Origin of the sequence: uncultured Phenylobacterium sp., assembly GCF_902826855.1 — a bacterium.
Lineage (GTDB): Bacteria > Pseudomonadota > Alphaproteobacteria > Caulobacterales > Caulobacteraceae > Phenylobacterium.
This window is the reverse complement of record NZ_CADEGK010000043.1, coordinates 1-20,727: the sequence shown is the minus strand read 5'-3', so window position 1 is coordinate 20,727 and position 20,727 is coordinate 1. Positions and strand designations below refer to the sequence as shown.

Sequence of the window (20,727 nt, the reverse complement as noted above, 5' to 3'; positions counted from 1 at the left end):
GATCTGGCGGGCGACAGTGACCTTGTGCACTTCGGTCGGACCGTCGGCCAGGCCGATGTGATACGAGTTCAGGACCGCCGCGCTGAACGGCGTCTGCGTCGACAGTCCCAACGAGCCATGCAGGTGCAGCGCCCGCTCGGCGACATCGTGCAGCACCTTCGGCATCGCCGCCTTCACCGCCGAGACGTGGAGGCGAAGGTCCTTCCAGCTCTTTCCCTGGTCTGCGAGCCAGGCCGTTTCGAGCACCAGGAGCCGGAACTGCCGGAGCTGGCTCCAACTGTCCGCGATCTTCTCCTGGACCATCTGCTTGTCGGCCAGCACTTCGCCCTTCGTGGTGCGCGAAAGGACGCGCTCGCACATCATGTCGAAGCACTTCGTGGCCTGGGCGATCGTGCGCATCGCGTGATGCAACCGTCCGCCGCCCAGCCGGACCTGCGCCACGGCGAACGCCTCGCCGCGCTCACCCAGCATGTTTTCCCTCGGCACGCGGACGTCGGTCCAGCGGAGGTGGGCATGGCTCGCTTCGACTTCGCCGTAGAAGCCGTGGTCCCGGACGATCTCGATGCCGGGCGTGTCCGACGGCACGATGAACATCGAGGCGCGCCGGTAGGGGCTGGCCGCGTCTGGATCGGTGACCGCCATCACGATGTAGAAGCTGGCGAACCGCGCATTGGAGGCGAACCACTTCTCGCCGTTCAGCACCCAGCTGTCCCCCTGCTCGACGGCCGTCATGCGGAAGCCGAGCGGGTCGGCGCCGCCCTGCGGTTCGGTGATCGCGAAGCAGGACACGATCTCGTTCGCCAGCAGGGGCTCCAGCCACCGCGCCTTCTGCTCGGCGTTCCCATAGTGGGCGAGGATCTCGGAATTGCCGGTGTCCGGCGCCTGGGTGCCGAACACGGTCGGACCGAAGCGCGAGCGCCCGAACTTCTCGTTCATCAGCGCCAGCTTCAGCTGGCCGTAGCCCTGGCCGCCCAGTTTCGGACCCAGGTGGCACGCCCACAGGCCCCTTGCCTTGACCTTGGCTTGCAGCGGCCGGACCAGCGCCACGAAGCGGGGATCCCTGACGTCGGACGGGCTGCCGAGAAGGTCGTCCAGAGGCTCGACCTCGTCGCGCACGAACGTGTCGATCCAGTCGAGCTGCGCCTGAAACTCGGGGTCGGTTTCAAAGCTCCACATCGGTATCTCCTACGGTCCGTTGGCGGACAAGCTATCCGAGGACGCGCGCGCTGCCCATCTCTCCGGACGTTCAGGAGCCGGGCGCGAACCCCCAGGCCACCCGCGCCGTCTCGATCCGGTCGAGTTTGCCGCGCAGCACGCTCCAGTCGTCCGCCTCGGCGATGAAGGCCCACACCGCTTCGATCTGGTCGTAGAGGAGTTCCTCCGGCTCCAGGGCGGCGAAGTATGCGTGCGCCAGGCGCTCGGGGCGGTCGGGTTCGTAGTCCGCCAGCTGCTCGCGAAACTCGACGAACGGCGCCTCTGCGTACAGGTCCGCGCGCGGCCCCGCCAGGGCTCGGTCCTCGCGACCGCAGAACCAGTCGAAGAAGAACGGCTCCCAGCGCAGGCGCTCGCCACCCTCGGCCATGGCCTTGAACATCGCCTGCACGAGGGCTGCGTCGGTCGCCTCGTCACGACGCTTCACGCCGAGTCGGCGCAGCATCGCGGCCATGAGCTCGCGGCGATAGGCGGGGCCGAAGCCATTCAGCGCCTCAACCAGCGGGTCGGTCTCGGTCACCAGGTCCAGACACCCAGCCAGCTGCTGCAGGTTCCAGAACACGGCCTCCGGCTGGCGGCCGAAGGCGTAGAGGCCCTGGTGGTCGAAATAGGCGGCGGTGAAGTTGGGGTCGGACTGCGGCAAGAAGCGGTAGGGCCCGTAGTCGAAGCTCTCGCCGGTGATGTTCATGTTGTCGGTGTTGAGCACCCCATGCACGAAGCCCGCCGCCATCCAGCTGGCGGTCAGCCGCGCGACGCGGCCGATGACGGCGTTCAGCAGCGCTGTAGGCCGGTCGTTGGCTCCCTCCAGCTCGGGGTAGTAGAGGCCGATTACGTGGTCGACGAGGGTGGTGATCCGTTCGGCGCTCTCGAGATAGGCGTGGCGCTGGAAGGTGCCACAGCGGATGTGGCTTTCCGACAGCCGCACCAGCACCGCCGAGCGGGTGGGCGAGGGCTCGTCGTTGCGCTGCAGCTGCTCGCCGGTCTCGACCAGCGAGAACGTGCGGGAGGTCGGCACGCCGAGGGCCTCCAGCATCGCCGTGGCCAGCACCTCGCGTACGCCGCCTTTGAGCGTGAGCCGCCCGTCGCCTGACCTCGACCACGGGGTCTGGCCGGACCCCTTGGTGCCGAGGTCGAGCAGGCGATCGCTCCCGACCTCTCGCAACTGGGCGAAGGTAAAGCCCCGCCCGTCGCCGAGGTCGGGGTTGTAGTTGCGGAACTGATGGCCGTGGTAGCGCTGGGCCAGGGGCGGATCGATGTTGCCCGGCAGCGGCCGGAAACGGCCGAAGTGGCCGATCCACTCTTCGTCGGTCAGCGTGTCGAGCCCGACGGTTGCGGCCGCCCGGTCGTTGCGGAAGCGCAGGATCGTCTGCGGGAAGTCCGCCGACGCCACCGGGTCGGCGAATTCCGGTCCGAGCTTGGGGTACTGCGGGTCGGGACGATAGGCAGGAGAGACGGGCATCGGCGGCAACTAGCCGCGCGACGCCCCTCCAGGCAACTAGCGGAAGCCCAGGAAAGCCAGGACCGCGCCTACGACGACCACGAGGCCGACGATATAGATGATGCTGTTCATGTCTCTCTCCAGTCGGCGTCCCTCGCCAGCGGCCAAGAACGCGAGACAGTGGCGGTTGTTCCGTGCGGTCAGCCGATCCGCACACCCATGCCGCCGTCCACGGGCAGCACTGCCCCGGTGATGAAACCGGCGTCGTCCGAGGCGAGGAACAACGTCGCGTGCGCCGTATCCCACCCTGTGCCCATCTTGCCGCCCAGCGGCACACGGGCGTCGCGCTCTGCTCGAACCTCCGCCTGGCTGCGCCCGCTCGCGCCGGCGATCCCAGCCACGGCCATGGGGGTGTCCATCAACCCCGGCTGCACGGCGTTGCAGCGGATCCCATAGCGGGCCTGGGAGATCGCGACGTGCGCAGTCAGCCGGTTCACACCGGCCTTGGAGAGTTCGTAGGCAAGCTGGATGCCCCCGGCCCGCGCCGCCAGCGATGAGATGTTGACGATCGCGCCGGCCTTTTGCTCGCGCATCACCGCCAGCGCCGCCTTGGTGACCAGCCACATGCCCTTGAGGTTCACCGTCATGATCCGGTCGAACGCGGCCTCTTCCAGCCTGTGCGCCGGCCCGTCGGAGCCGCCGATGCCGACGTTGTTGACCAGCACGTCGACGCGGCCGAGGCGCGCGACGGCCCCGGCGATGATCTCTGCCGCCCCGCTCGCCTTGCTGACGTCGGCCTGCAAGGCGCTGGCCTCGCCGCCGGCCTCGGCGATCATCGCGGCGGTCTCTTCCGCTCGCTCGCCGACCCGGTCGACGCAAAGCACGCGGGCGCCTTCCCGGGCGAACAACAGCGCCGTGGCGCGGCCGTTGCCCAGGGTCTCCCCCGGCGTCTGGCCTGCGCCGACGATGACCGCCGACTTGCCCGCTAGACGCCCGAGGCCCCGGGGCTCCACCTCAGTAGCCCTTGAGTTCGGGATCCAGGGTCTGGCCGGCGTCTAGCTGCACCCCGAACGTGTTCAGGATCATGGAGACCTGGGTGTATTGGCCGACGGTGAACACCACATCCATGCACTGCTTCTGCGAGTAGTGCCGGCCGAGCTCGGCCCAGGTGGCGTCGGTGATGAACTGGTCGTCGTGCAGCTCGTCCGCGGCCTTGATCAGTACCGCGTCGGCGGCGCTCCAGCCGGAGTCGGCGCCTTGCTTGATCCGCTCGATCTCGTCGGCGGTCAGGCCGGACTGCAGGCCGATGCGGGTGTGCTGCGTGAACTCGTAGCCGCTCTTGCAGCGGTAGCCGACGCGCAGGATCACGATCTCGCGCTCGCGCTCGGGCAGGTCGTTGCGGCGAGACAGCACATAGCCGCCCCAGGCATTGAACCGGGTCAGCGCCTTCGGGGATCGGACCAGGGTGCGGAAGATATTGAGGATGGGGGTCCCGAAGTCCTTCAACGCCGCTCTCTGGTCTTCGTCCATCTCGGCGTCGGTCAGGGGCGCGATGCGCGCCTTGGCTAGTCTCATGGGGTTTCCTCGGCCTGGTTTCCCGGCACCTTAGAACGGCGGCCCGATTTCGCTAGAGCCGGCGCAGGCCCCTTGTTACGGGGGTCCCATGGCGAGCCGGCCCACGCTGGAATTCCTGAAGACCGAGACCGGCTCGGGCCTGCTGCTGGTCGCGGCCGCCGTCGCTGCGATCATCCTGGCCAACTCGCCGTGGAACTGGGCCTTCGAGGCGCTGACCACCTATGTCCTGCCGGTGCAGATCGGGCCGTTCGTCGAGGAGATGAGCGTTTCGGATTGGGTGAAGACGGCCCTGATGCCGATCTTCTTCTTCGTCGTTGGACTGGAGATCAAGCACGAAGTCCTGCGCGGCGAACTCAGCAATCCGCGCCGCCTGGCGCTCCCGGTCCTGGCCGCGGTGGGCGGGGTCGTGGTCCCGGCGCTGGTCTATTTGGCGATCAACTCCGGTGACATCGCAAGCCTCAAGGGCTGGCCCATCCCGACGGCCACCGACATCGCGTTCGCCCTCGCCGCCCTTGCCGCGGCCGGACCTCGCCTGCCGCCGACGCTGCGCGTCTTCCTGATGACGCTGGCCATCGCCGACGACGTGGTCGCCGTGGTGTTGATCGCCGTGCTCTACACCGACCACCTGCGCTTCCCGATGCTGGCCGGCGCGGCGGCGACCACGGCGGTGCTGGCGGCCATGGGCCGCTGGCGAGCCGCGCCCTACGCATTCTGGGTCCTGGGCGGCCTCCTGCTCTGGGCGTTCACCCTGAAGTCGGGGGTGAACACCTCGATCGCGGGTATCGCGGCGGCCGTCTGCCTGCCGCTGGGGCCCAAGCGTTCCGGCGGGCCCGGCGTGCTGGCGCAGACCCTGGAGGCTCTGCATCCCTATGTGGCTTTCCTGATCCTGCCGATCTTCGCCTTCACCGCGGCCGGCTTCGCCTTTGGCAACGAGACCGTGAAGGTGGTCCTGTCGAGCGTCAGTCTGGGGGTCGCCGCGGGCCTCTTCTTCGGCAAGCAGGTCGGCGTCTTCGGCGCCGCCCTCCTGGCCATCGGACTGAAGTGGGCGCGACGGCCAACGGGCGCGAAGTGGATCGAGCTCTACGGGGTCTCCGCCCTCTGTGGCGTCGGCTTCACCATGAGCCTCTTCATCGGCGCACTGGCCTTCCCGGAGGCCGATCCCCTGCACCAGTCGCAGGTCCGGGCGGGCGTGGTGCTGGGTTCACTGGGCTCGGCGGCCTTCGGCCTGGCGCTGCTGGCGTTCAGCGCACGACGCCGCGCCCGCGACGAGCAGGCTTAGATCAAGCGCATCTCGCGGGCGCGCATCACGGCTTCGGTGCGGTTGGCGGCGCCCAAAGCGGCGATGGCCGCGGCGGTATGGGCCTTGATGGTCGCCGGCGACAGGTCGAGGTCGCGGGCGATCTCCTTGTTGGACTGGCCCAGTGCGATCAGCTTCAGCACGTCCAGCTGGCGCTCGGTAAGGCGCGCCGCGCCGATGGTGGGCGACGCGGGCGCGGCGGGCGTGGCGCCCGCGGCGAGTTCGGCAATGCGCGGCGGTATATAGCGGCCCCCCGCCACCACCAGGCGGATGGCGGCCTCGATGATCGCGCTCTTGGACGTCTTGGGCGCGAAGCCGGCGATGCCCAGGCGGAAAAGCGCCAGCAGCACCGCGTCGTCCTCATTGCCTGTGACGACCAGGATCGGCGTGCCGGGCGCCGCCTCGAGCAGGCGACGGATCCCCTCCACCGGCGATGCGCCGGGCATGGCAAGGTCGCTGATGATCAGGTCCGGCCCGTCCATCGCCGCGCTCCAGGCCGTGGGATAGTCGATCGCCTGCACGACCTTGGCGTCGGGCCAGCCGATCGCCACGGCGCCTTCCAGCGCCTCGCGCATCATCGCGTGATCATCACAGATCAGGCAGGTCTTCATGCGCCCCGACAGCCCGGACGGCGCCGCATGGCGGGCCCCTGTCAGCCAGCTTTGGCGCCGGCGGGCGGAAGTTCAAGCCAGAACGCGCTGCCGTTGCGCCATTTCGCGTCCAGGGCGACTTCCCCTTGCATGAGCGTCGCCATGCGTCGGGCGGAGGCCAGACCCAGGCCGAACCCGCCGCGGATTTCGTCGCCGTGATTGGAGCCCTGGGCGTATTCCTCGAACAGCTTCTCGGCGTCGGCATCGGCCACGCCCACGCCGTCGTCGATCACCCACAGCCGAACGCGGTCGCCGCGCCGGCGGGCGCCCACCAACACTCGGCGGCCCTTGGAATGGCGGAGCGCGTTGACCACCAAGTTGCCCAAGGCCCGTTCGACCAGGACCGGGTCGGCCCACACCCTGAGCCGGCTGGGCATGACGCGCAGGTCGACCCCAGCCAGCTTGGCGGCAGGCTCGTTCATTTCGGCTAGGCGGGCGATGAGCGGGCCGACAGCGAGGTCCGCGGCCTTCGCCTCCACGGTCCCCGACTCGAGGCGTAGGTGGTCCAGCATCTGGCGCAGCAACTGCTCGGTGGCGTCGAAGGCCCAGCCCACCCGATTTGCGGCGCGCGTCCGTTGTGGCCCCTCCGGGCTGCGCAGCACCTGGTCGAAGGAGAGCCGCGCCGCCTGCAGCGGCTGGCCCAGGTCGTGGCTGGCCGAGGCCAGAAACCGCGTCTTGGCGTCGCGTTCCGCGGCCACTTGGGTCAGCGCCGCCTCGGCCGCCTGGCGGGCCAGGTAGGCCTCGTCCACCGCCTGCTGCACGAAACGCTGCAGCACCACGATGGTCAGGGTGAAGGCGAAGATGAAGACCGAGAGCGCGACCGAATACTCCAGCCGGTAGACCAGGAGGTAGAGCCCGATCGAGATCGGCAGGAACAGCGGCGTCAGGACGATCTTGCCGCCGCTGGGCGGCGGCTCGATCGTGGTCATGAGGTAGACCGTCACCGTGCACACCTGGGTGACAATGCAGGCCATCACCACGCCTTCGGGCGCGTACGGCATCCACAGCCAGAAGCCGGCGACCAGAAGCACGTTGCCGGCCCACACCACGAACGGGCTGGAGAACGGCCACGCCGCGCGGCCCACGCCCGAGACCGGCACGGGACGGGTCATCATCACCAGCCAGATCGCCACGAACACCGCCGCGTAGGCCTGCACCGCCAGCCGGTTCAGTGCGGGCAAGGTCGGACCGACAAAGTGGGGGATCGTCACGAACGCGCCGATCACCAGGCCGATCGCGATCAGATTGATGATCACCGAGTGCCGCGCGCCGACCATGCCATCCCCCAGGCCGTCCATCTTCGCCACGGCGGCGGTCGGCGCAAGGCGATGGGCCATGCGGTTAGGCCATCGGGCCAGAATGGGCTTGCCGCCCGGCGCAAGTTGGCGTCCGCTAGCGGACGAGCAGAGTGCCAGGGGGCGCCATGACAACCTTCAAACTCAACGGCCGCGAGGTCACGGTGCAGAGCCCGGCCGACACGCCGTTGCTCTGGACCATCCGCGACGAACTGGGACTGACCGGGACAAAGTATGGCTGCGGCATCGCCCAATGCGGCGTCTGCACCGTGCACATCGACGGCCAGGCGCTCCGCGCCTGCGTCACGCCCACCGGCGCGGTCGCCGGCAAGGCGGTCACCACCATCGAGGGCCTGCATTCCAAGGGCGCGCATCCGCTGCAGAAGGCCTGGATCGCGGCCGAAGCCCCACAGTGCGGCTACTGTCAGTCGGGCCAGATCATGCAGGCCGCGGCGCTGCTGAAGTCCAAGCCGCGGCCCACCGACGCCGAGATCGACGCGGCCATGAACGGCAACCTCTGCCGCTGCATGGCCTATGTCCGCATCAAGCAGGCCATCAAGCTCGCCGCGGCGCCGGCGCGGGCCCGCAAGCGGGTGAAGGCATGAGCCTCTCCCTCGGCGACCGCCGCGAAGCCATCGCGCTCTCTCGGCGCGGCTTCATGATCACCGTCGGGGCCGCGGGCGCTGTTTTCGCCCTGACCTCCCCCGCCCAGGCGGCGGACACCTACGCCCCCACCATCTGGTACGTGATCGACAAGGCCGGGATCGTCACCGTCCACGTGATCCGCGCCGAGATGGGCCAGCACGTGGGCACCGCCATCGCCCGCATCGTCGCCGACGAGCTGGAGGCCGACTGGTCGAAAGTGAAGATCGACCACGTGGATTCCGACCCGAAGTGGGGCCTGATGATGACCGGCGCCAGCTGGTCGGTGTGGCAGAGCTATCCGCTCTACAGCCAGGCGGCGGCGGCAGGGCGGATTGCGCTTGTGGGCGCCGGGGCCAAGCTCCTGGGCGTTTCCGAGGACAAGTGCGTCGCCCGCAAGGGTGCCGTGATCGCCGGGCGCAGGTCGATCTCCTACGGTGAAATCGTCGCCAGGGGCGAACTGGCCGGTCAGTGGTCGGCGGAAGACTTGGCCAAGATGCCGATCAAGAAGGCGGCCGATAGGCGCCTGATCGGCAAGCCAGCGCCTGCCCGAGATGTCCCCGGCAAGACCGACGGCACGGCGGTGTACGGTATCGACGCCAAGGTCCCCGACATGCTCTACGGCCGGCCGGTGCTGCCGCCGACCCGCTATGGCTCCCAGGTGGTCACCATCGACGAGACCGCCGCCAGGCAGGTTCCCGGCTACGTAAACGCCATCGCTTTGCAGGATCCTTCGGGGACGGTCCCCGGCTGGGTGATGGTCTACGCCGAGAGCTTCGCGGCAGCAGACAAGGCCGCCAAGCGGCTGAAGGTCACCTGGAAAGGCGCCGCCGCGTCCCGCAAGGTCTCCGAAGCCGACCTCCAGGACCGCGCCCGGGACCTGATCGCCGATAGGCGGGCGGGCAGCCTGGTCGTGGACGACCCCGGCGTGGACGCGGCCTTCCGCTCGGCCAGATCCACCCACGAGGCGACCTACAGCACCGCCACCGCGCTACACATGCAGCTGGAGCCGGTGAACGCGTTGGCGTTCGAGAAGGACGGGGTGTTCGAAATCCACACGGGCAACCAGTGGCAGTCGCTGGTGCTGCCGTGGCTGGCCAAGGCTCTGGAGCGCAAGGAAGAGACCATCGTTATGCGCACCTACCTGTTGGGCGGCGGGTTCGGGCGCAGGCTGAATGGCGACTACGCAGTGGCCGCGGCGCTGGCCTCCAAGGCGCTGAAGGGCCGGCCGGTGAAGATGGTCATGACCCGGGCCGATGACACCCGGTTCGACAGTCCCCGGTCCCCTTCGGTGCAGACGGTGAGGATGGCCTTCGGCGAGGGCGGCCGCGTGACGGCGATGGACCACGCCGCCTGCGCCGGCTGGCCGACCCAGGCGATGGCCTCCTTCTTCATGCCCAAAGGGGACAACGGCGTCGCCTACGACCCCTTCGCCATCAGCGGCGCCGACCACTGGTACAATGTTGGCGCGCAGCGGGTTCGCGCCATCAGCAACGACCTGGCCAACCGCACCTTCCGGCCCGGCTGGCTGCGTTCGGTGGGACCAGGCTGGACCAATTGGGCGGTGGAGAGCTTCATGGACGAAGCCGCCGAAAAGGCCGGCGTCGATCCCCTGGCCTTCCGACTACGGATGCTCGACGCGGCCGGCCGCAACGCCGGCTCAGCGCCGAACTCGGTCGGCGGCGCCAGGCGCCAGGCGGCGGTGCTGCAACGGGTGGCCACCAAGGCCGGCTGGGGCAAGCCGCTGCCGGCGAACACCGGCCTGGGCCTCGCCACCACCTTTGGCCAGGAACGCACCATGCCAACCTGGGTGGCCTGCGCGGCCCGGGTGAAGGTCGATCCCGCCACCGGGGCGGGGAGGGTGGAGAAGCTGACCCTGGTGGCCGACGCCGGCACCATCGTCAGCCCCGACGGGGCCTTGGCGCAAATGGAGGGCGCTGCGCTGTGGGTCCTTAGCCTGGCGCTGTTCGAAGGCTCCGAATTCGTGAACGGCCAGGTCAAGGACACCAACCTCGACACCTATACGCCCTTGCGCATGGCCGATGTGCCGGCCCTCGAGATCGAGTTCGTGCGCTCTAACGAGGCTCCCGTCGGCCTGGGCGAACCGGCAACCACCGTCGTCGGGCCCGCCATCGGCAACGCCATCTATCGCGCGGTGGGCGCTCGCGTCCGCCACCTGCCTATCCGGCCCGCGGCGGTGAAGGCCGCGATGCAGGCCTGAAACGAAAAGGGCCGCCCCGGGGGCGGCCCTTAAGCGCTCAACGTTGAACGACTATTCCGCGGCCTTCGGCGCTGCGTAGCCGAGTACGGCCTTGGTCTCCAGGAACTCGTGGAAGGCGTAGTCGCCCCACTCGCGCCCGTTGCCGCTCATCTTGTAGCCTCCGAACGGGGCCATCATGTCCCCGCCGCCGCCGTTGATCGACACCTGGCCCGCGCGGAGCTTGGAGGCGATCTTGCGGGCCTTATCCAGGTCGCCGGACTGCACATAGGCGGCCAGGCCGTACTCGGTGTCGTTGCCGATCTCGATGGCCTGATCGACCGTGTCGTAGCCGAGGATCGAAATGACCGGGCCGAAGATCTCTTCCTTGGCGATGGTCATGTCGTTGGTCACGTTGGCGAAGACGGTCGGCTTCACATAGTAGCCCTTGTCCAGACCCTCGGGCCGGCCCGTGCCGCCGATGACCAGGGTTGCGCCCTCGTCGATGCCGGCCTGGATCAGCTTCTGGATCTTGTCGAACTGCACGCGGGAGACCACGGGCCCGAGCTGAGCGTTGCCGTTCGGGTCGCCCACGGTGACGGTGGCGGCGGTGTCGCGGGCGACGGTGATCGCCTCGGCCATCCGCTTCTTCGGCACGAGCATCCGGGTGGGGGCGTTACAGGACTGGCCGGAGTTGGTCATCATGGTGGCCACGCCGCGGCCAACGCCCGCCGCGAAGGCGTCGTCGTCCAGGACGATGTTCGGGCTCTTGCCGCCCAGTTCCTGCGCCACGCGCTTGACGGTCGCTGCGGCCGCGCGGGCCACCTCGATGCCGGCGCGGGTGGAACCGGTGAAGGAGACCATGTCCACGCCGGGGTGGCTGGAGATGGCCGCGCCCACCGTCGGGCCGTCGCCCTGCACCATGTTGAACACGCCCTTCGGCACGCCGGCCTTGTGCATGATCTCAGCGAAGATCTGGCCGGAGAACGGCGCCACTTCCGACGGCTTCAGCACCATGGTGCAGCCGGTGGCGATGGCCGGAGCCACCTTGCAGACGATCTGGTTCAGCGGCCAGTTCCAGGGGGTGATGAAGCCGCAGACGCCGATCGGCTCCTTGACGATCATCGTCGGGCCGCGGTCTTCCTCGAACTTGAAGTTCTTCAGCACCTCGATGGTGGTGGTCAGGTGGCCGATGCCGATCGGCACCTGCGCGCGCTGGGCCAGCGAGGCCGGCGCGCCCATTTCCTCGGTCACGGCGGTGGCCAGGTCGCCGAAGCGGTTCTGGTATTCCGTCAGGATGCGGCCCAGCACCTCGATCCGCTCTTCGCGGCTGGTCTGCGACCAGGACTCGAAAGCCTTTTGGGCGGCCTTGACCGCCAGGTCGACGTCCTTGGCCGAGCCCAGGGCGATCTTGCCGGCGACCTGTTCGGTGGCGGGGTTCTCGACGTCGAGGGTCTTCAGCCCTTCGGCCGGGTCGACCCATGCCCCGTCAATATAGAACTTGTAGTACTCGCGCATGACGTCCTCCTGGCGACTTCTCATTGCGGGGGCGGTGCCGCCCCTCGTTCGACATTCATTTTAATGATCAGCGGTCTGGGGGGAAGCCCCCACGCCGCGTAACACTGATAGGAACCGGCCGATTGAGCGCCACGGATGCGCGACGGCAGTTGCCCGCGCGCATGGGCGCGTCTAAAGGCCCTGACGTCAAGCCTTCGGAGTCGGCATGCTCGCCATCGGAATGATCGTCGCCTTCCTCGTGGTCATCGCCGCGTTGAACCTCTACGAGTTCGGCCGCCTCGACTAAGGCGCGAACTTCCCCTTCCGGTCGGCTTCGTGCGGCGCTATGGGGGCGCCCGCTAGGAGCTTCCCCATGGTCCGGCTGATCTTCTCGCGCCGGTACTCCATGGCGCACCGTCTCCTTCATGACCCCTCGTCCAAGTGCCTCACGCCGCACGGCCACGACGAGGTGGTGACCGTCCGCTTGCGCCCGCTCACGCCCATGGACCTCGGCGGCGGCAACATGAGCGCCGCCTTCGCCCAGGCGAAGGGCGCCTGGCACGCCTGGATCGACGGCTTCGTCGACCACGCCCTGCAGCTCAACAGCGAGGATCCCCTGCTGGGCTACTTCCAGCGCGAGGAACCCCGGCAACTCGCCCGGATCATGGTCTTCCGGGGCGATCCCACCACCGAGGCCCTGGCAGTCGCCTTCTTCCGCAAGCTCAGCGCCATCCTGGCCGCCGAGGCCCTGTTCGCGGTCGACGAGGTCGTAGTGCAGGAGACTCCCACCAACGCGGTGTCGCTCACCGCCGCCGACCTGGACGGGCTCGACGGCTGGGCGCCCGGCGACTGGGCGCTGCGGTCCGACGCGAGCCTGAACGACCTCCTGCCCCTCGACGCCTGGAGCCGGACATGAACGGGCGGCTGCGCACGCTTGGCTCCAAGGTCTTCGTCACCGGCGTCCGGGTGCAGGCGGAGATCGGCGTCTATCGCCACGAGATCGGCCGCCTGCAGCCGCTGATCGTCGACGTCGAGCTCGACGCCCCCACCGACGGCTCCGACCGCCTGGCCGACACGGTGAACTACGAGACCATCCTGGCCGCAGCCAAGGCGGTCGCCGCCGAGGGCCACATGGCGCTGGTGGAAACCTTCGCCCACCGCCTGGCCGCGCGCTGCATGGCCGACCCGCGGGTCACTCAGGTGCGGGTCCGTGTGGAGAAGCCGCTGGCGCTGGCTCCCGACGCGGTCGGCGCCGGCGTGGAGATCGTCGTCACCCGCGGGTGAACGAGATGTAACGCGGTGACGGCTTTCGCCGCCCCGGCATCCATCCCATCTTGAGGGCGCAATCCACCGTGATGGGCGGGGGATGGAGGGAAAGATGAGCGACTACAGCGCCACGGAAGACAAGACGATGCCGATCGTGTGCTACGCGCTCTACTTGGCGGGCTTCGCCACGGCCGGCCTCACGGCCATCGTCGGCGTGATCATCGCCCACGCCCAGCAGATGACGGCCGGGCCGGACATGCGCACCCACTACACCTTCCTGATCCGCACCTTCTGGATCGGCCTGGTCTGGTGCCTGCTGGCCAGCCTGCTGCTGGTGGTCGGCATCCCGCTCAGCTTCATCCTGATCGGCATCCCGCTCCTGATCCTGGCCAAGCTGATGTACGGCGTCGCCGCCATCTGGTTCGGCGTTCGCTGCATCCTGGGGCTGATCACCCTCAGCCGCGGCGAGCCCTACCCCCGCCCCTACGCGGTGCTGGCGTAGCGGCCTAAGCCGCTACGAGTTCGCGCCGCACCAGACGGGCGTAGTCGTCCATCAGGGCCAGCGAGATGTTGCCAGGCCGGAAGGTGTACTCGCCGATCTCCGACACCGGGGTGACCTCGGCTGCGGAGCCCACCACGAAGCACTCAGAGAACGTCGCCAGCTCTTCCGGCTTGATGTGGCGCTCCACGATCTCGAAGCCCTTCTCCCGCGCGATCCTGATCACCGTCTGGCGGGTGATGCCATTCAGGAAGCAGTCGGGAAGCGGTGTGTGGATCACCCCGTCCTTGATGAAGAACACGTTCGAGCCGGTGCTCTCGGCGATGTAGCCCCGGTAATCGAGCATCATCGCGTCGGTGTAGCCTTCCTTCTCCGCAGCGTGCTTGGAGATGGTGCAGATCATGTAGAGGCCGGCAGCCTTGGCATGGACCGGCTCGGTCTCCGGGCTCGGGCGCTTGTACTTGGCCCAGGTGAGCCGGATGCCCTTGGCCTTCTCTTCCGGCGAGAAGTAGGACGGCCACTCCCAGCAGGCGATCGCCACGTGGATCTTCGTGTTCTGGGCCGAGACCCCGATCATCTCCGAGCCGCGCCAGGCGATCGGGCGGATGTAGGCGTCGGTGAGGCCGTTCCGGGCGCAGACGTCCTTGCAGGCCTTGTCGATCTCCGCCACCGTGAACGGTATCTCGAAATCCAGGATTTCTGCGGACTTGAACAGACGCTCCGTATGCGCCGTCAGCTCGAAGATCTCGCCCCCATACATCCGCTCTCCCTCGAACACGGCCGACGCATAGTGCAGGCCGTGAGTGAGTACGTGCACCGTCGCCTCGCGCCAGGGCACGAACTGGCCATCCAGCCAGATCCATCCATCGCGGTCGTCGAAGGGAACGAGAGACATGAGGGTGCGACCTCCTTTCGGGAACACCCCTTGAACCGTCCCCCGCCGGGCGCGTCAAACGAATTGGGCGGCGCCCAGGCCATCGGCGTATGAGTGGGCCTGCCGATCCAGGCCGCGAGAGAGGCCGTCCCATGGGGGTTTCGACATGAGCCCGCCCGACGCGCCGGCACGCGCGCGCCATCTGCTTATCGTCGATGACGACGACCGAATCCGCGAACTCCTGAAGGAGTATCTCGCCCGCGCCGGCTTCCGCGTCACCGCGGCCTCCGGCGGCGCGCCCGCGCGCCGGCTCCTGGCGACCTTGGATTTCGACCTGGCCGTCTTCGACGTGATGATGCCGGGCGAGGACGGCTTTTCGCTGACCAGATGGCTTCGTGAGCAGCGCGGCGGGATGGGCCGCACGCCGGTGCTGATGCTCACCGCTCGCACGGAACCGGCCGATCGGATCGAGGGCCTGAAGCTCGGCATCGACGACTACCTCGGCAAGCCGTTCGAGCCGGAGGAACTCCTGCTGCGCATCGAGGCCATCCTGCGCCGCGCCACCGCCGAGCCGCCTCAGGCGGGCGGGACGCTCTCAATGGGCCGATGCGCCTTCGATCCCGACCGTGGCGAACTCCTCAGCGCCGGCGAGGTGGTGCGCCTCACCGAGGCGGAGGTCGCGCTGCTGCGCCAGCTCGCCCGCACCCCGCACGAGGCCGTCGACCGCCTGGAACTGGCCCGCGGCTCCGTCGATCCCTCCGGCCGGGCGGTGGACGTCCAGGTGACGCGCCTGCGGCGCAAGATCGAGGACGACCCCAAGGCCCCACGCTACCTGCAGACCGTCCGCGGCGTGGGCTACAGGCTGGCGCCGGACTGATGAGACTGCCTCGCCCTCCACGGGTGTTCACCCGCCGATGAAGCTGCCGTCCTCCTTCAAGGTCCTGGTGCGCTGGCTGAAGCGGCGGCTGCCGGCGACGCTGTTCGCCCGTTCGCTGCTGATCATCGTGCTGCCGGTGGCCCTGATGCAGGTCGCCGTCACCTACATCTTCTTCGACGCCCATTGGCAGACCGTGACCGCGCGGCTCTCCGAGGGCCTCGCGGGCGATATCGCCTGGGCCGTGGAGAGCTACCGCGAGGACCCGACGCCGGAGAGCTTCGCGCGGCTGTCGCAGCGGGCCGAGGAGTCCATGAGCCTCTCCATCGCCCTGCAGCCCGGGCGCAAGCTGCCACAGCGCCGCCGCGACCCGCCGGTGCTGCTGGAGGCCTTCTTCGCGCCCATCGACCGGTCCCTCGACCGCGCGCTCAGCGACCGCCTGGACGCCCCGTTCTGGTTCGACACCACCCGTTACCCTGCCTATGTCGACATCCGCGTCGGCGTCGAGGGCGGCGTGATGCGGGTGCTGGCCCCGCGCGAGCGGGCCTTCGCCACCCAGGGCCACATCTTCGTGCTGTGGATGACCGTGGCCACGGTGCTGCTCACCACCGTCGCGCTCCTTTTCATCCGCAACCAGGTCCGCGCCATCGAGCGCCTGGCCAGCGCGGCGGAGGCCTTCGGGCGGGGTGACGACAACCTGGCCTTCAAACCGCATGGGGCCAAGGAGGTGCGCCAGGCGGCCAACGCCTTCATCCACATGCGCGGCCGCATCCAGCGTCATATCGAACAGCGCACGGCCCTGCTGGCCTCGGTCAGCCACGACCTGCGGACCCCGCTCACCCGCCTGAAGCTCACCCTGGCGCTCGCCGAACCCAACAGCCGCACCGCGGAGATGAAGCGCGATCTCGCCGAGATGGAGCACATGGTCGACGAGTACCTGGCCTTCGCGCGCGGCGAGGGCGGCGAGGGCTCCGAGCCCGTCCGGCTCCACCCGCTGATCGAGGCGGTGAGTGAGGGCGCGCGCCGCGTGGGCGCCCAGGTGACGGTCTCTGCCGACCCGGAGCTGACCGCCACCGTGCGGCCGAACGCCCTGAAGCGCGCCCTGGCGAATCTGGTGATGAACGCCGCCGCCCATGGAGACTGCGTCGAGGTGCGCGCCCGTCGCCTGCCCGGAGGAGGGCTCGAGATCGTCGTCGACGACGATGGCCCCGGCATTCCGCCCGAACAGTACGAAGACGCCTTCAAGGCCTTCGCCCGCCTGGACGAAAGCCGCAACCAGAACACCAAGGGCGTGGGCCTGGGCCTGGCCATCGCCCGCGACGTCGCCCGCGGCCATGGCGGCGACATCAGCCTGGACCGCTCGCCGTTGGGCGGCCTCCGCGCGGTGGTCAGGCTGCCGGGCTAAGCATCGCCGCAGCGGCTTGCCGCGTCCCGGTTGCGGTGACAGGCTGCCCGCCCCTGGAAGGGAGCGCTGTCGTGACCGATGACCTCGATCCTCATGGGCGGCGGTTGCCCATAAAGCTGGACGCCACCTCGAATGGCGAGTTCGCCCCGATCCCGCTCAGCCCCAGCGAAGCCTACGCCAACCACCTGGCCTCCGAGCGGGCGGACGGGTTCTCCAGGCGCCTGGGCCTGGGCCGGCGGGGCTTCCTGACCTCGGCCTGCGGCGCGGCCTCGACGCTGGCGGCGTTCAACGTGGCCCACGCCGCAGCGGGGCGGACCGGCGGTTTCTTCGAGGTCTCGGCCGAGGCGGCGCTGGAGCCGCAGCTGGCCTGCGCCGAGCTCGGGAAGAACGAGTTCATCTTCGACGTCCAGGGCCACTTCGTGAACCCGACCGGCGCCTGGCTGAAGACGCTGCCCGCCAACGCCCGCCCACTGGCCGAGATGCCCAAGGCCCGGGCCCTCTCCGGCGCGCCGGGCGACCGCAGCTACCTGACGCGCCTGGGCGCGGAAGAGTTCGTGAAGGACGTGTTCCTCGATTCCGACACTGACATCATGGTGCTCTCGTTCGTGCCCTCGACCCGCGAGGGCGAGCCGCTGACCATCGAGGAGGCCGCCGCCACCCGCGCCATCGTCGAGCGCATGGAGGGCTCCAAGCGGCTGATGCTGCACGCGCGGGTGAACCCCAACCAGCCCGGCGACGTGGAGGACATGGAGCGCCTGAAGGGCTTCGGCGTCACCGCCTTCAAGACCTACACGCAGTGGGGTCCCGGCGGCGACGGCTTCTTCATGACCGACGACGTCGGCATCCGCTTCGTGGAGAAGGCCCGCAAGCTCGGCGTGAAGAACATCGCCATCCACAAGGGCCTACCGTTCGGGCCGAAGAGCTACGAGCACTCCACCTGCCGCGACATCGGGCCGATCGCCAAGCGGTTCCCCGACATGAACTTCCTGATCTACCACTCGGGCTATGTGGCCGGCAGCGCCGAGGGGCCCTACGACCCCAAGCGCACCGACGGGGTCGACGCGCTCTGCACCTCGTTGCTGGAGGCGGGGATCAGGCCGAACAGCAACGTCTACGCCGAGCTGGGCTCCACCTGGCGCTTCGCCTCCATGCGCGACCCGACCACGGCCGCTCACCTGATGGGCAAGCTCTTCAAGCACGTGGGCCAGGACAACGTGCTCTGGGGCACCGACTCGATCTGGTACGGCTCGCCGCAGGATCAGATCCAGGCTTTCCGCACCTTCCAGATTTCCGACGAGTTGCAGGCGGCGCACGGCTATCCGCGAATGACACCGCAGTTGCGGGCCAAGGTGTTCGGGCTGAATGCAGCCAAGCCCTACAAGCTCGATGCCGAGACGGTGCGCCAGTACGTCGAGCGCGACGCCGTGGCGCAGGAGAAGGCGGAGTACGCCCAGGCCCCCAACCCGTCGTTCGCCACCTACGGACCGCAGAACCGGCGGCAGTTCCTGAACCTGATGCGCGCCAGCGGCGGGGGGCCGTAGGTCCGGGGCGGCCCGATTCCTCTCGATGACAAAAGCGAAATCGTTTTCCGGAGGATTTCGGGCAAGGACGAAACGACAGAATGTGGGGAGCACGACTATGGCCTACCGTCCCAAGCGTTTGAAGTTCGGCGCCTTCGTGGCCCCCTTCCACCGCGTCGGCGAAAACCCGACCTTGGCGATGAAGCGGGACATGCGGCTGATCGAGCTGCTCGACGAGCTTGGCTATGAGGAGGCCTGGATCGGCGAGCACCACAGCTTCGGCCGCGAGCTGATCGCCGACCCCGTGGTGTTCATGGCCGCTGCGGCTGTGAAGACCAAGCGCATCAAGCTGGGCACCGGCGTCCTGAGCCTGCCCTACCACCACCCCCTGATGGTCGCGGACCGCATGGTCCAGGTCGACCACATGACCGAGGGACGGGCCATGCTCGGCGTCGGGCCGGGGGCGCTCACCTCCGATGCGCACATGATGGGCATCCCGACGGTCGAACAGCGGGGGCGGATGGCTGATGCGCTGGACGCCATCATGCGGCTCCTGCGCGGGGACGAACTGGTGACGATGAAGACCGACTGGTTCGAGCTGCGGGATGCGCGCCTGCAGCTGAACAGCTTCACCGACCCGCACCTGCCGGTGTCCGTGGCCACCGCCTTCACCCCGTCGGGTCCGACCCTGGCCGGCAAGCACGGCGCCGGGCTGCTCTCGGTCGCCGGCGTCGACAACAAGGCCTTCGAGCGCACCTGGGGCTGGGCCGAGGAAGCCGCCGAGGAAGCCGGCCAGAAGATCTCCCGCGAACACTGGAAGGTCGTCGTGCCGATCCACGTGGCGGAGACCCGCAAGCAGGCGCTGGCCGAGATCGAGGAAGGCTACAAGCTGCGCGCCTATTCGGGCGACGCCGGCAGCGCGGCCGCCGCCGGGGGCGGGCTGTTCGGCACGGCCGGAACCCTCGAGGAGCAGGCGGAGAAGGGCGTGATGCTGATCGGCTCACCCGACCAGGTGGCCGAGTCGATCGAGCAGATCATCGAGCGTTCGGGCGGCATCGGCGGCATCCTGTCCCTGGCCCATGAATGGGCCAACACCGACGCCACCAACCGCAGCTATGAGATGCTCGCCCGCTATGTGGCGCCGCGCTTCCAGAACCAGCTGGGCGCCGTCGTCGCCAGCCGCGACTGGGTTGAGGGCAACATGCGCACGGTCTTCGGCGCCACCCCAGCGGCCATGGAGCGGGCGTTCACCGACGCCGGCAAGCCGTTGCCGCCGGCCCTGGCCGAGGCCCAGGCCAAGCGCCTCGCCCGCGAGGCCGAGAAGCAGGCGGCCAAGCAGACCGAGGGCTCCTAACGCTTGGCTTAGCCGTCCTGGTCACCCGCGCAGTTCCCGGCGCAGGATCTTGCCAGTGACGGTCTTGGGCAGCTCGTCGATGATCTCGAGCTGGCGTGGATATTTGTAGGCCGCCATCCGCACCTTGCAGTGCTCGATAAGCTCCGCCGGCGTGGCCTCGGCGCCTGCCTTGAGGCTCACGACGGCCTTGACCGTTTCGCCGCGGTACGCGTCCTTGACCCCGACCACGGCGGCCTCGCGCACGGCAGGATGCGTGTAGAGCACGTCCTCCACCTCGCGCGGCCAGACCTTGTATCCGGCCGCATTGATCATGTCCTTCTTGCGGTCGATCAGGAAGAACCAGCCGGCCTCGTCCATGAAGGCCACATCGCCGGTGCGGAACCCGTCCGGACGCATGGCTTCGGCGGTTTCCTGCGGCTTCTTCCAGTAGCCCGGCGCGACCATCGGCCCTGACGACACGATCTCGCCGGGCTCGCCGAGCGGCGCCGGCCGGCCATCCTCGGTCGCGATCCACACATACGCGCCGGGGATCGGCACGCCGACCGACAGCGCGCCCGACATCGGGTCCACCGGGGCCCTGACGCCGAGCGGCACGCCGTGCGTGGGCGAGGAGGTCTCCGTCAGGCCGTAGATGTTGTGGATGTAGTGGCCGAACCTGGCGAGGAAGGCGTCCACCACCGCGGGCGGGATCGGCGCCCCGCCGGAATAGACCTTGGTCACGCTCGCCATCTGCGCCTCGCTGGCGTCAGCGTGGTTCATCATCGCCATCAGGGCGGTGATCGCCGCCACGGTAAAGCCCGGCTTCCGCTCGGCCGCGGCGTCCAGCATCACCCCGGGCTCGAAGCGATAGGCGAGGGTGACCGGGCTGGCGGTGATGATCGCCACCAGCAGGTGCGCCACCAGGCCGGTGATGTGGAACAACGGCGCCACCCCCAGCACCCCCACGCCGTCCTGAAGCGCGATCCAGTCGCGGTAGACCTGGGCGTTGTAGGTGATGTTGCCGTGGGTGTTGGTCGCGCCCTTGGGCGCGCCCGTCGTGCCGGAGGTGTAGACCAGATAGGCGATGTCGTCGGACTTGATCGGCCGCGGCGGCGGCTTCTGGCCCATGTATGCCCTGATCACCGTGTCGAGG

19 protein-coding genes are annotated in these 20,727 nt (G+C 68.9%); 10 read left to right on the top strand and 9 right to left on the bottom strand.

Translation table 11 applies throughout. From position 1 onward, the window contains the following. The 4 genes from QZV94_RS08385 to QZV94_RS08370 form a co-directional block, all read right to left on the bottom strand. Positions 1–1,176: acyl-CoA dehydrogenase family protein (locus QZV94_RS08385; protein WP_293677361.1), on the bottom strand; the 1,176-nt coding region annotated here is incomplete at its 3' end. A 70-nt stretch (positions 1,177–1,246) separates the two neighbouring features. Continuing rightward, on the bottom strand, positions 1,247–2,671 hold the full coding sequence (locus QZV94_RS08380; protein ID WP_293677360.1) for a protein adenylyltransferase SelO: 1,425 nt from the start codon (positions 2,669–2,671) through the stop codon (positions 1,247–1,249). 179 nt (positions 2,672–2,850) lie between these two features. After that, positions 2,851–3,663, bottom strand: coding sequence for an SDR family NAD(P)-dependent oxidoreductase (locus tag QZV94_RS08375; RefSeq protein ID WP_293677359.1), 813 nt, complete (start codon positions 3,661–3,663; stop codon positions 2,851–2,853). 1 nt (position 3,664) lies between these two features. Continuing rightward, positions 3,665–4,225: a carboxymuconolactone decarboxylase family protein gene (locus QZV94_RS08370; RefSeq protein ID WP_293677358.1), complete on the bottom strand. Its 561-nt coding sequence runs from the start codon at positions 4,223–4,225 to the stop codon at positions 3,665–3,667. Between the two features lie 88 nt (positions 4,226–4,313). Between QZV94_RS08370 and nhaA the strand changes: the two genes are divergently transcribed. Continuing rightward, positions 4,314–5,504, top strand: coding sequence for a Na+/H+ antiporter NhaA (nhaA, locus tag QZV94_RS08365; protein ID WP_293677357.1), 1,191 nt, complete (start codon positions 4,314–4,316; stop codon positions 5,502–5,504). Here nhaA and QZV94_RS08360 read toward each other — a convergent pair. After that, positions 5,501–6,133, bottom strand: coding sequence for a response regulator transcription factor (locus tag QZV94_RS08360; protein WP_293677356.1), 633 nt, complete (start codon positions 6,131–6,133; stop codon positions 5,501–5,503). The genes nhaA and QZV94_RS08360 overlap by 4 nt on opposite strands. A gap of 41 nt (positions 6,134–6,174) precedes the next feature. Then, a complete protein-coding gene (locus tag QZV94_RS08355) occupies positions 6,175–7,509 on the bottom strand; it encodes a sensor histidine kinase KdpD (protein WP_293677355.1) in 1,335 nt (444 codons plus the stop codon). Between the two features lie 86 nt (positions 7,510–7,595). Here QZV94_RS08355 and QZV94_RS08350 point away from each other — a divergent pair, with 86 nt between their 5' ends. Together QZV94_RS08350 and QZV94_RS08345 are read left to right on the top strand one after the other, a co-directional pair. Further along, a complete protein-coding gene (locus QZV94_RS08350; RefSeq protein WP_293677354.1) occupies positions 7,596–8,072 on the top strand; it encodes a (2Fe-2S)-binding protein in 477 nt (158 codons plus the stop codon). Beyond that, positions 8,069–10,330, top strand: coding sequence for a molybdopterin cofactor-binding domain-containing protein (locus QZV94_RS08345; RefSeq protein ID WP_293677353.1), 2,262 nt, complete (start codon positions 8,069–8,071; stop codon positions 10,328–10,330). The genes QZV94_RS08350 and QZV94_RS08345 overlap by 4 nt, the downstream gene beginning before the upstream one ends. Positions 10,331–10,381: 51 nt before the next feature. Here QZV94_RS08345 and QZV94_RS08340 read toward each other — a convergent pair whose 3' ends face one another. After that, positions 10,382–11,824, bottom strand: coding sequence for an aldehyde dehydrogenase family protein (locus QZV94_RS08340; RefSeq protein ID WP_293677352.1), 1,443 nt, complete (start codon positions 11,822–11,824; stop codon positions 10,382–10,384). Positions 11,825–12,176: 352 nt separating this feature from the next. Here QZV94_RS08340 and QZV94_RS08335 point away from each other — a divergent pair, with 352 nt between their 5' ends. The 3 genes from QZV94_RS08335 (at position 12,177) to QZV94_RS08325 (ending at position 13,571) form a co-directional block, all read left to right on the top strand. Continuing rightward, a complete protein-coding gene (locus QZV94_RS08335) occupies positions 12,177–12,719 on the top strand; it encodes a 6-carboxytetrahydropterin synthase (RefSeq protein WP_293677351.1) in 543 nt (180 codons plus the stop codon). After that, the gene (gene folB, locus QZV94_RS08330) at positions 12,716–13,087 is read left to right on the top strand and encodes a dihydroneopterin aldolase (protein ID WP_293677350.1); all 372 of its coding nucleotides are present in this window, start codon (positions 12,716–12,718) and stop codon (positions 13,085–13,087) included. The genes QZV94_RS08335 and folB overlap by 4 nt, the downstream gene beginning before the upstream one ends. 94 nt (positions 13,088–13,181) lie before the next feature. Continuing rightward, positions 13,182–13,571: a hypothetical protein gene (locus tag QZV94_RS08325; RefSeq protein WP_293677349.1), complete on the top strand. Its 390-nt coding sequence runs from the start codon at positions 13,182–13,184 to the stop codon at positions 13,569–13,571. 4 nt (positions 13,572–13,575) lie between these two features. Here the strand turns inward: QZV94_RS08325 and QZV94_RS08320 are convergent, their stop codons facing one another. Continuing rightward, positions 13,576–14,463: a branched-chain amino acid aminotransferase gene (locus QZV94_RS08320; protein ID WP_293677348.1), complete on the bottom strand. Its 888-nt coding sequence runs from the start codon at positions 14,461–14,463 to the stop codon at positions 13,576–13,578. Between the two features lie 145 nt (positions 14,464–14,608). Here QZV94_RS08320 and QZV94_RS08315 point away from each other — a divergent pair, with 145 nt between their 5' ends. From QZV94_RS08315 to QZV94_RS08300, 4 genes are all read left to right on the top strand, one after another. Then, positions 14,609–15,319: a response regulator transcription factor gene (locus QZV94_RS08315; protein WP_293677347.1), complete on the top strand. Its 711-nt coding sequence runs from the start codon at positions 14,609–14,611 to the stop codon at positions 15,317–15,319. A 37-nt stretch (positions 15,320–15,356) separates the two neighbouring features. Continuing rightward, a complete protein-coding gene (locus tag QZV94_RS08310) occupies positions 15,357–16,721 on the top strand; it encodes an ATP-binding protein (RefSeq protein WP_293677346.1) in 1,365 nt (454 codons plus the stop codon). Between the two features lie 71 nt (positions 16,722–16,792). Continuing rightward, positions 16,793–18,262, top strand: a complete 1,470-nt coding sequence (locus QZV94_RS08305; RefSeq protein WP_293677345.1) for an amidohydrolase family protein — start codon at positions 16,793–16,795, stop codon at positions 18,260–18,262. 97 nt (positions 18,263–18,359) lie between these two features. After that, positions 18,360–19,595 carry an LLM class flavin-dependent oxidoreductase gene (locus QZV94_RS08300; protein WP_293677344.1) on the top strand — a complete coding sequence of 412 codons (1,236 nt, stop codon included), beginning with the start codon at positions 18,360–18,362 and terminating at the stop codon, positions 19,593–19,595. Between the two features lie 21 nt (positions 19,596–19,616). On the opposite strand, the gene QZV94_RS08295 is transcribed toward QZV94_RS08300, so the two are convergent. Next, a partial coding sequence (locus QZV94_RS08295; RefSeq protein WP_293677343.1) for a class I adenylate-forming enzyme family protein occupies positions 19,617–20,727 on the bottom strand: 1,111 nt, incomplete at its 5' end.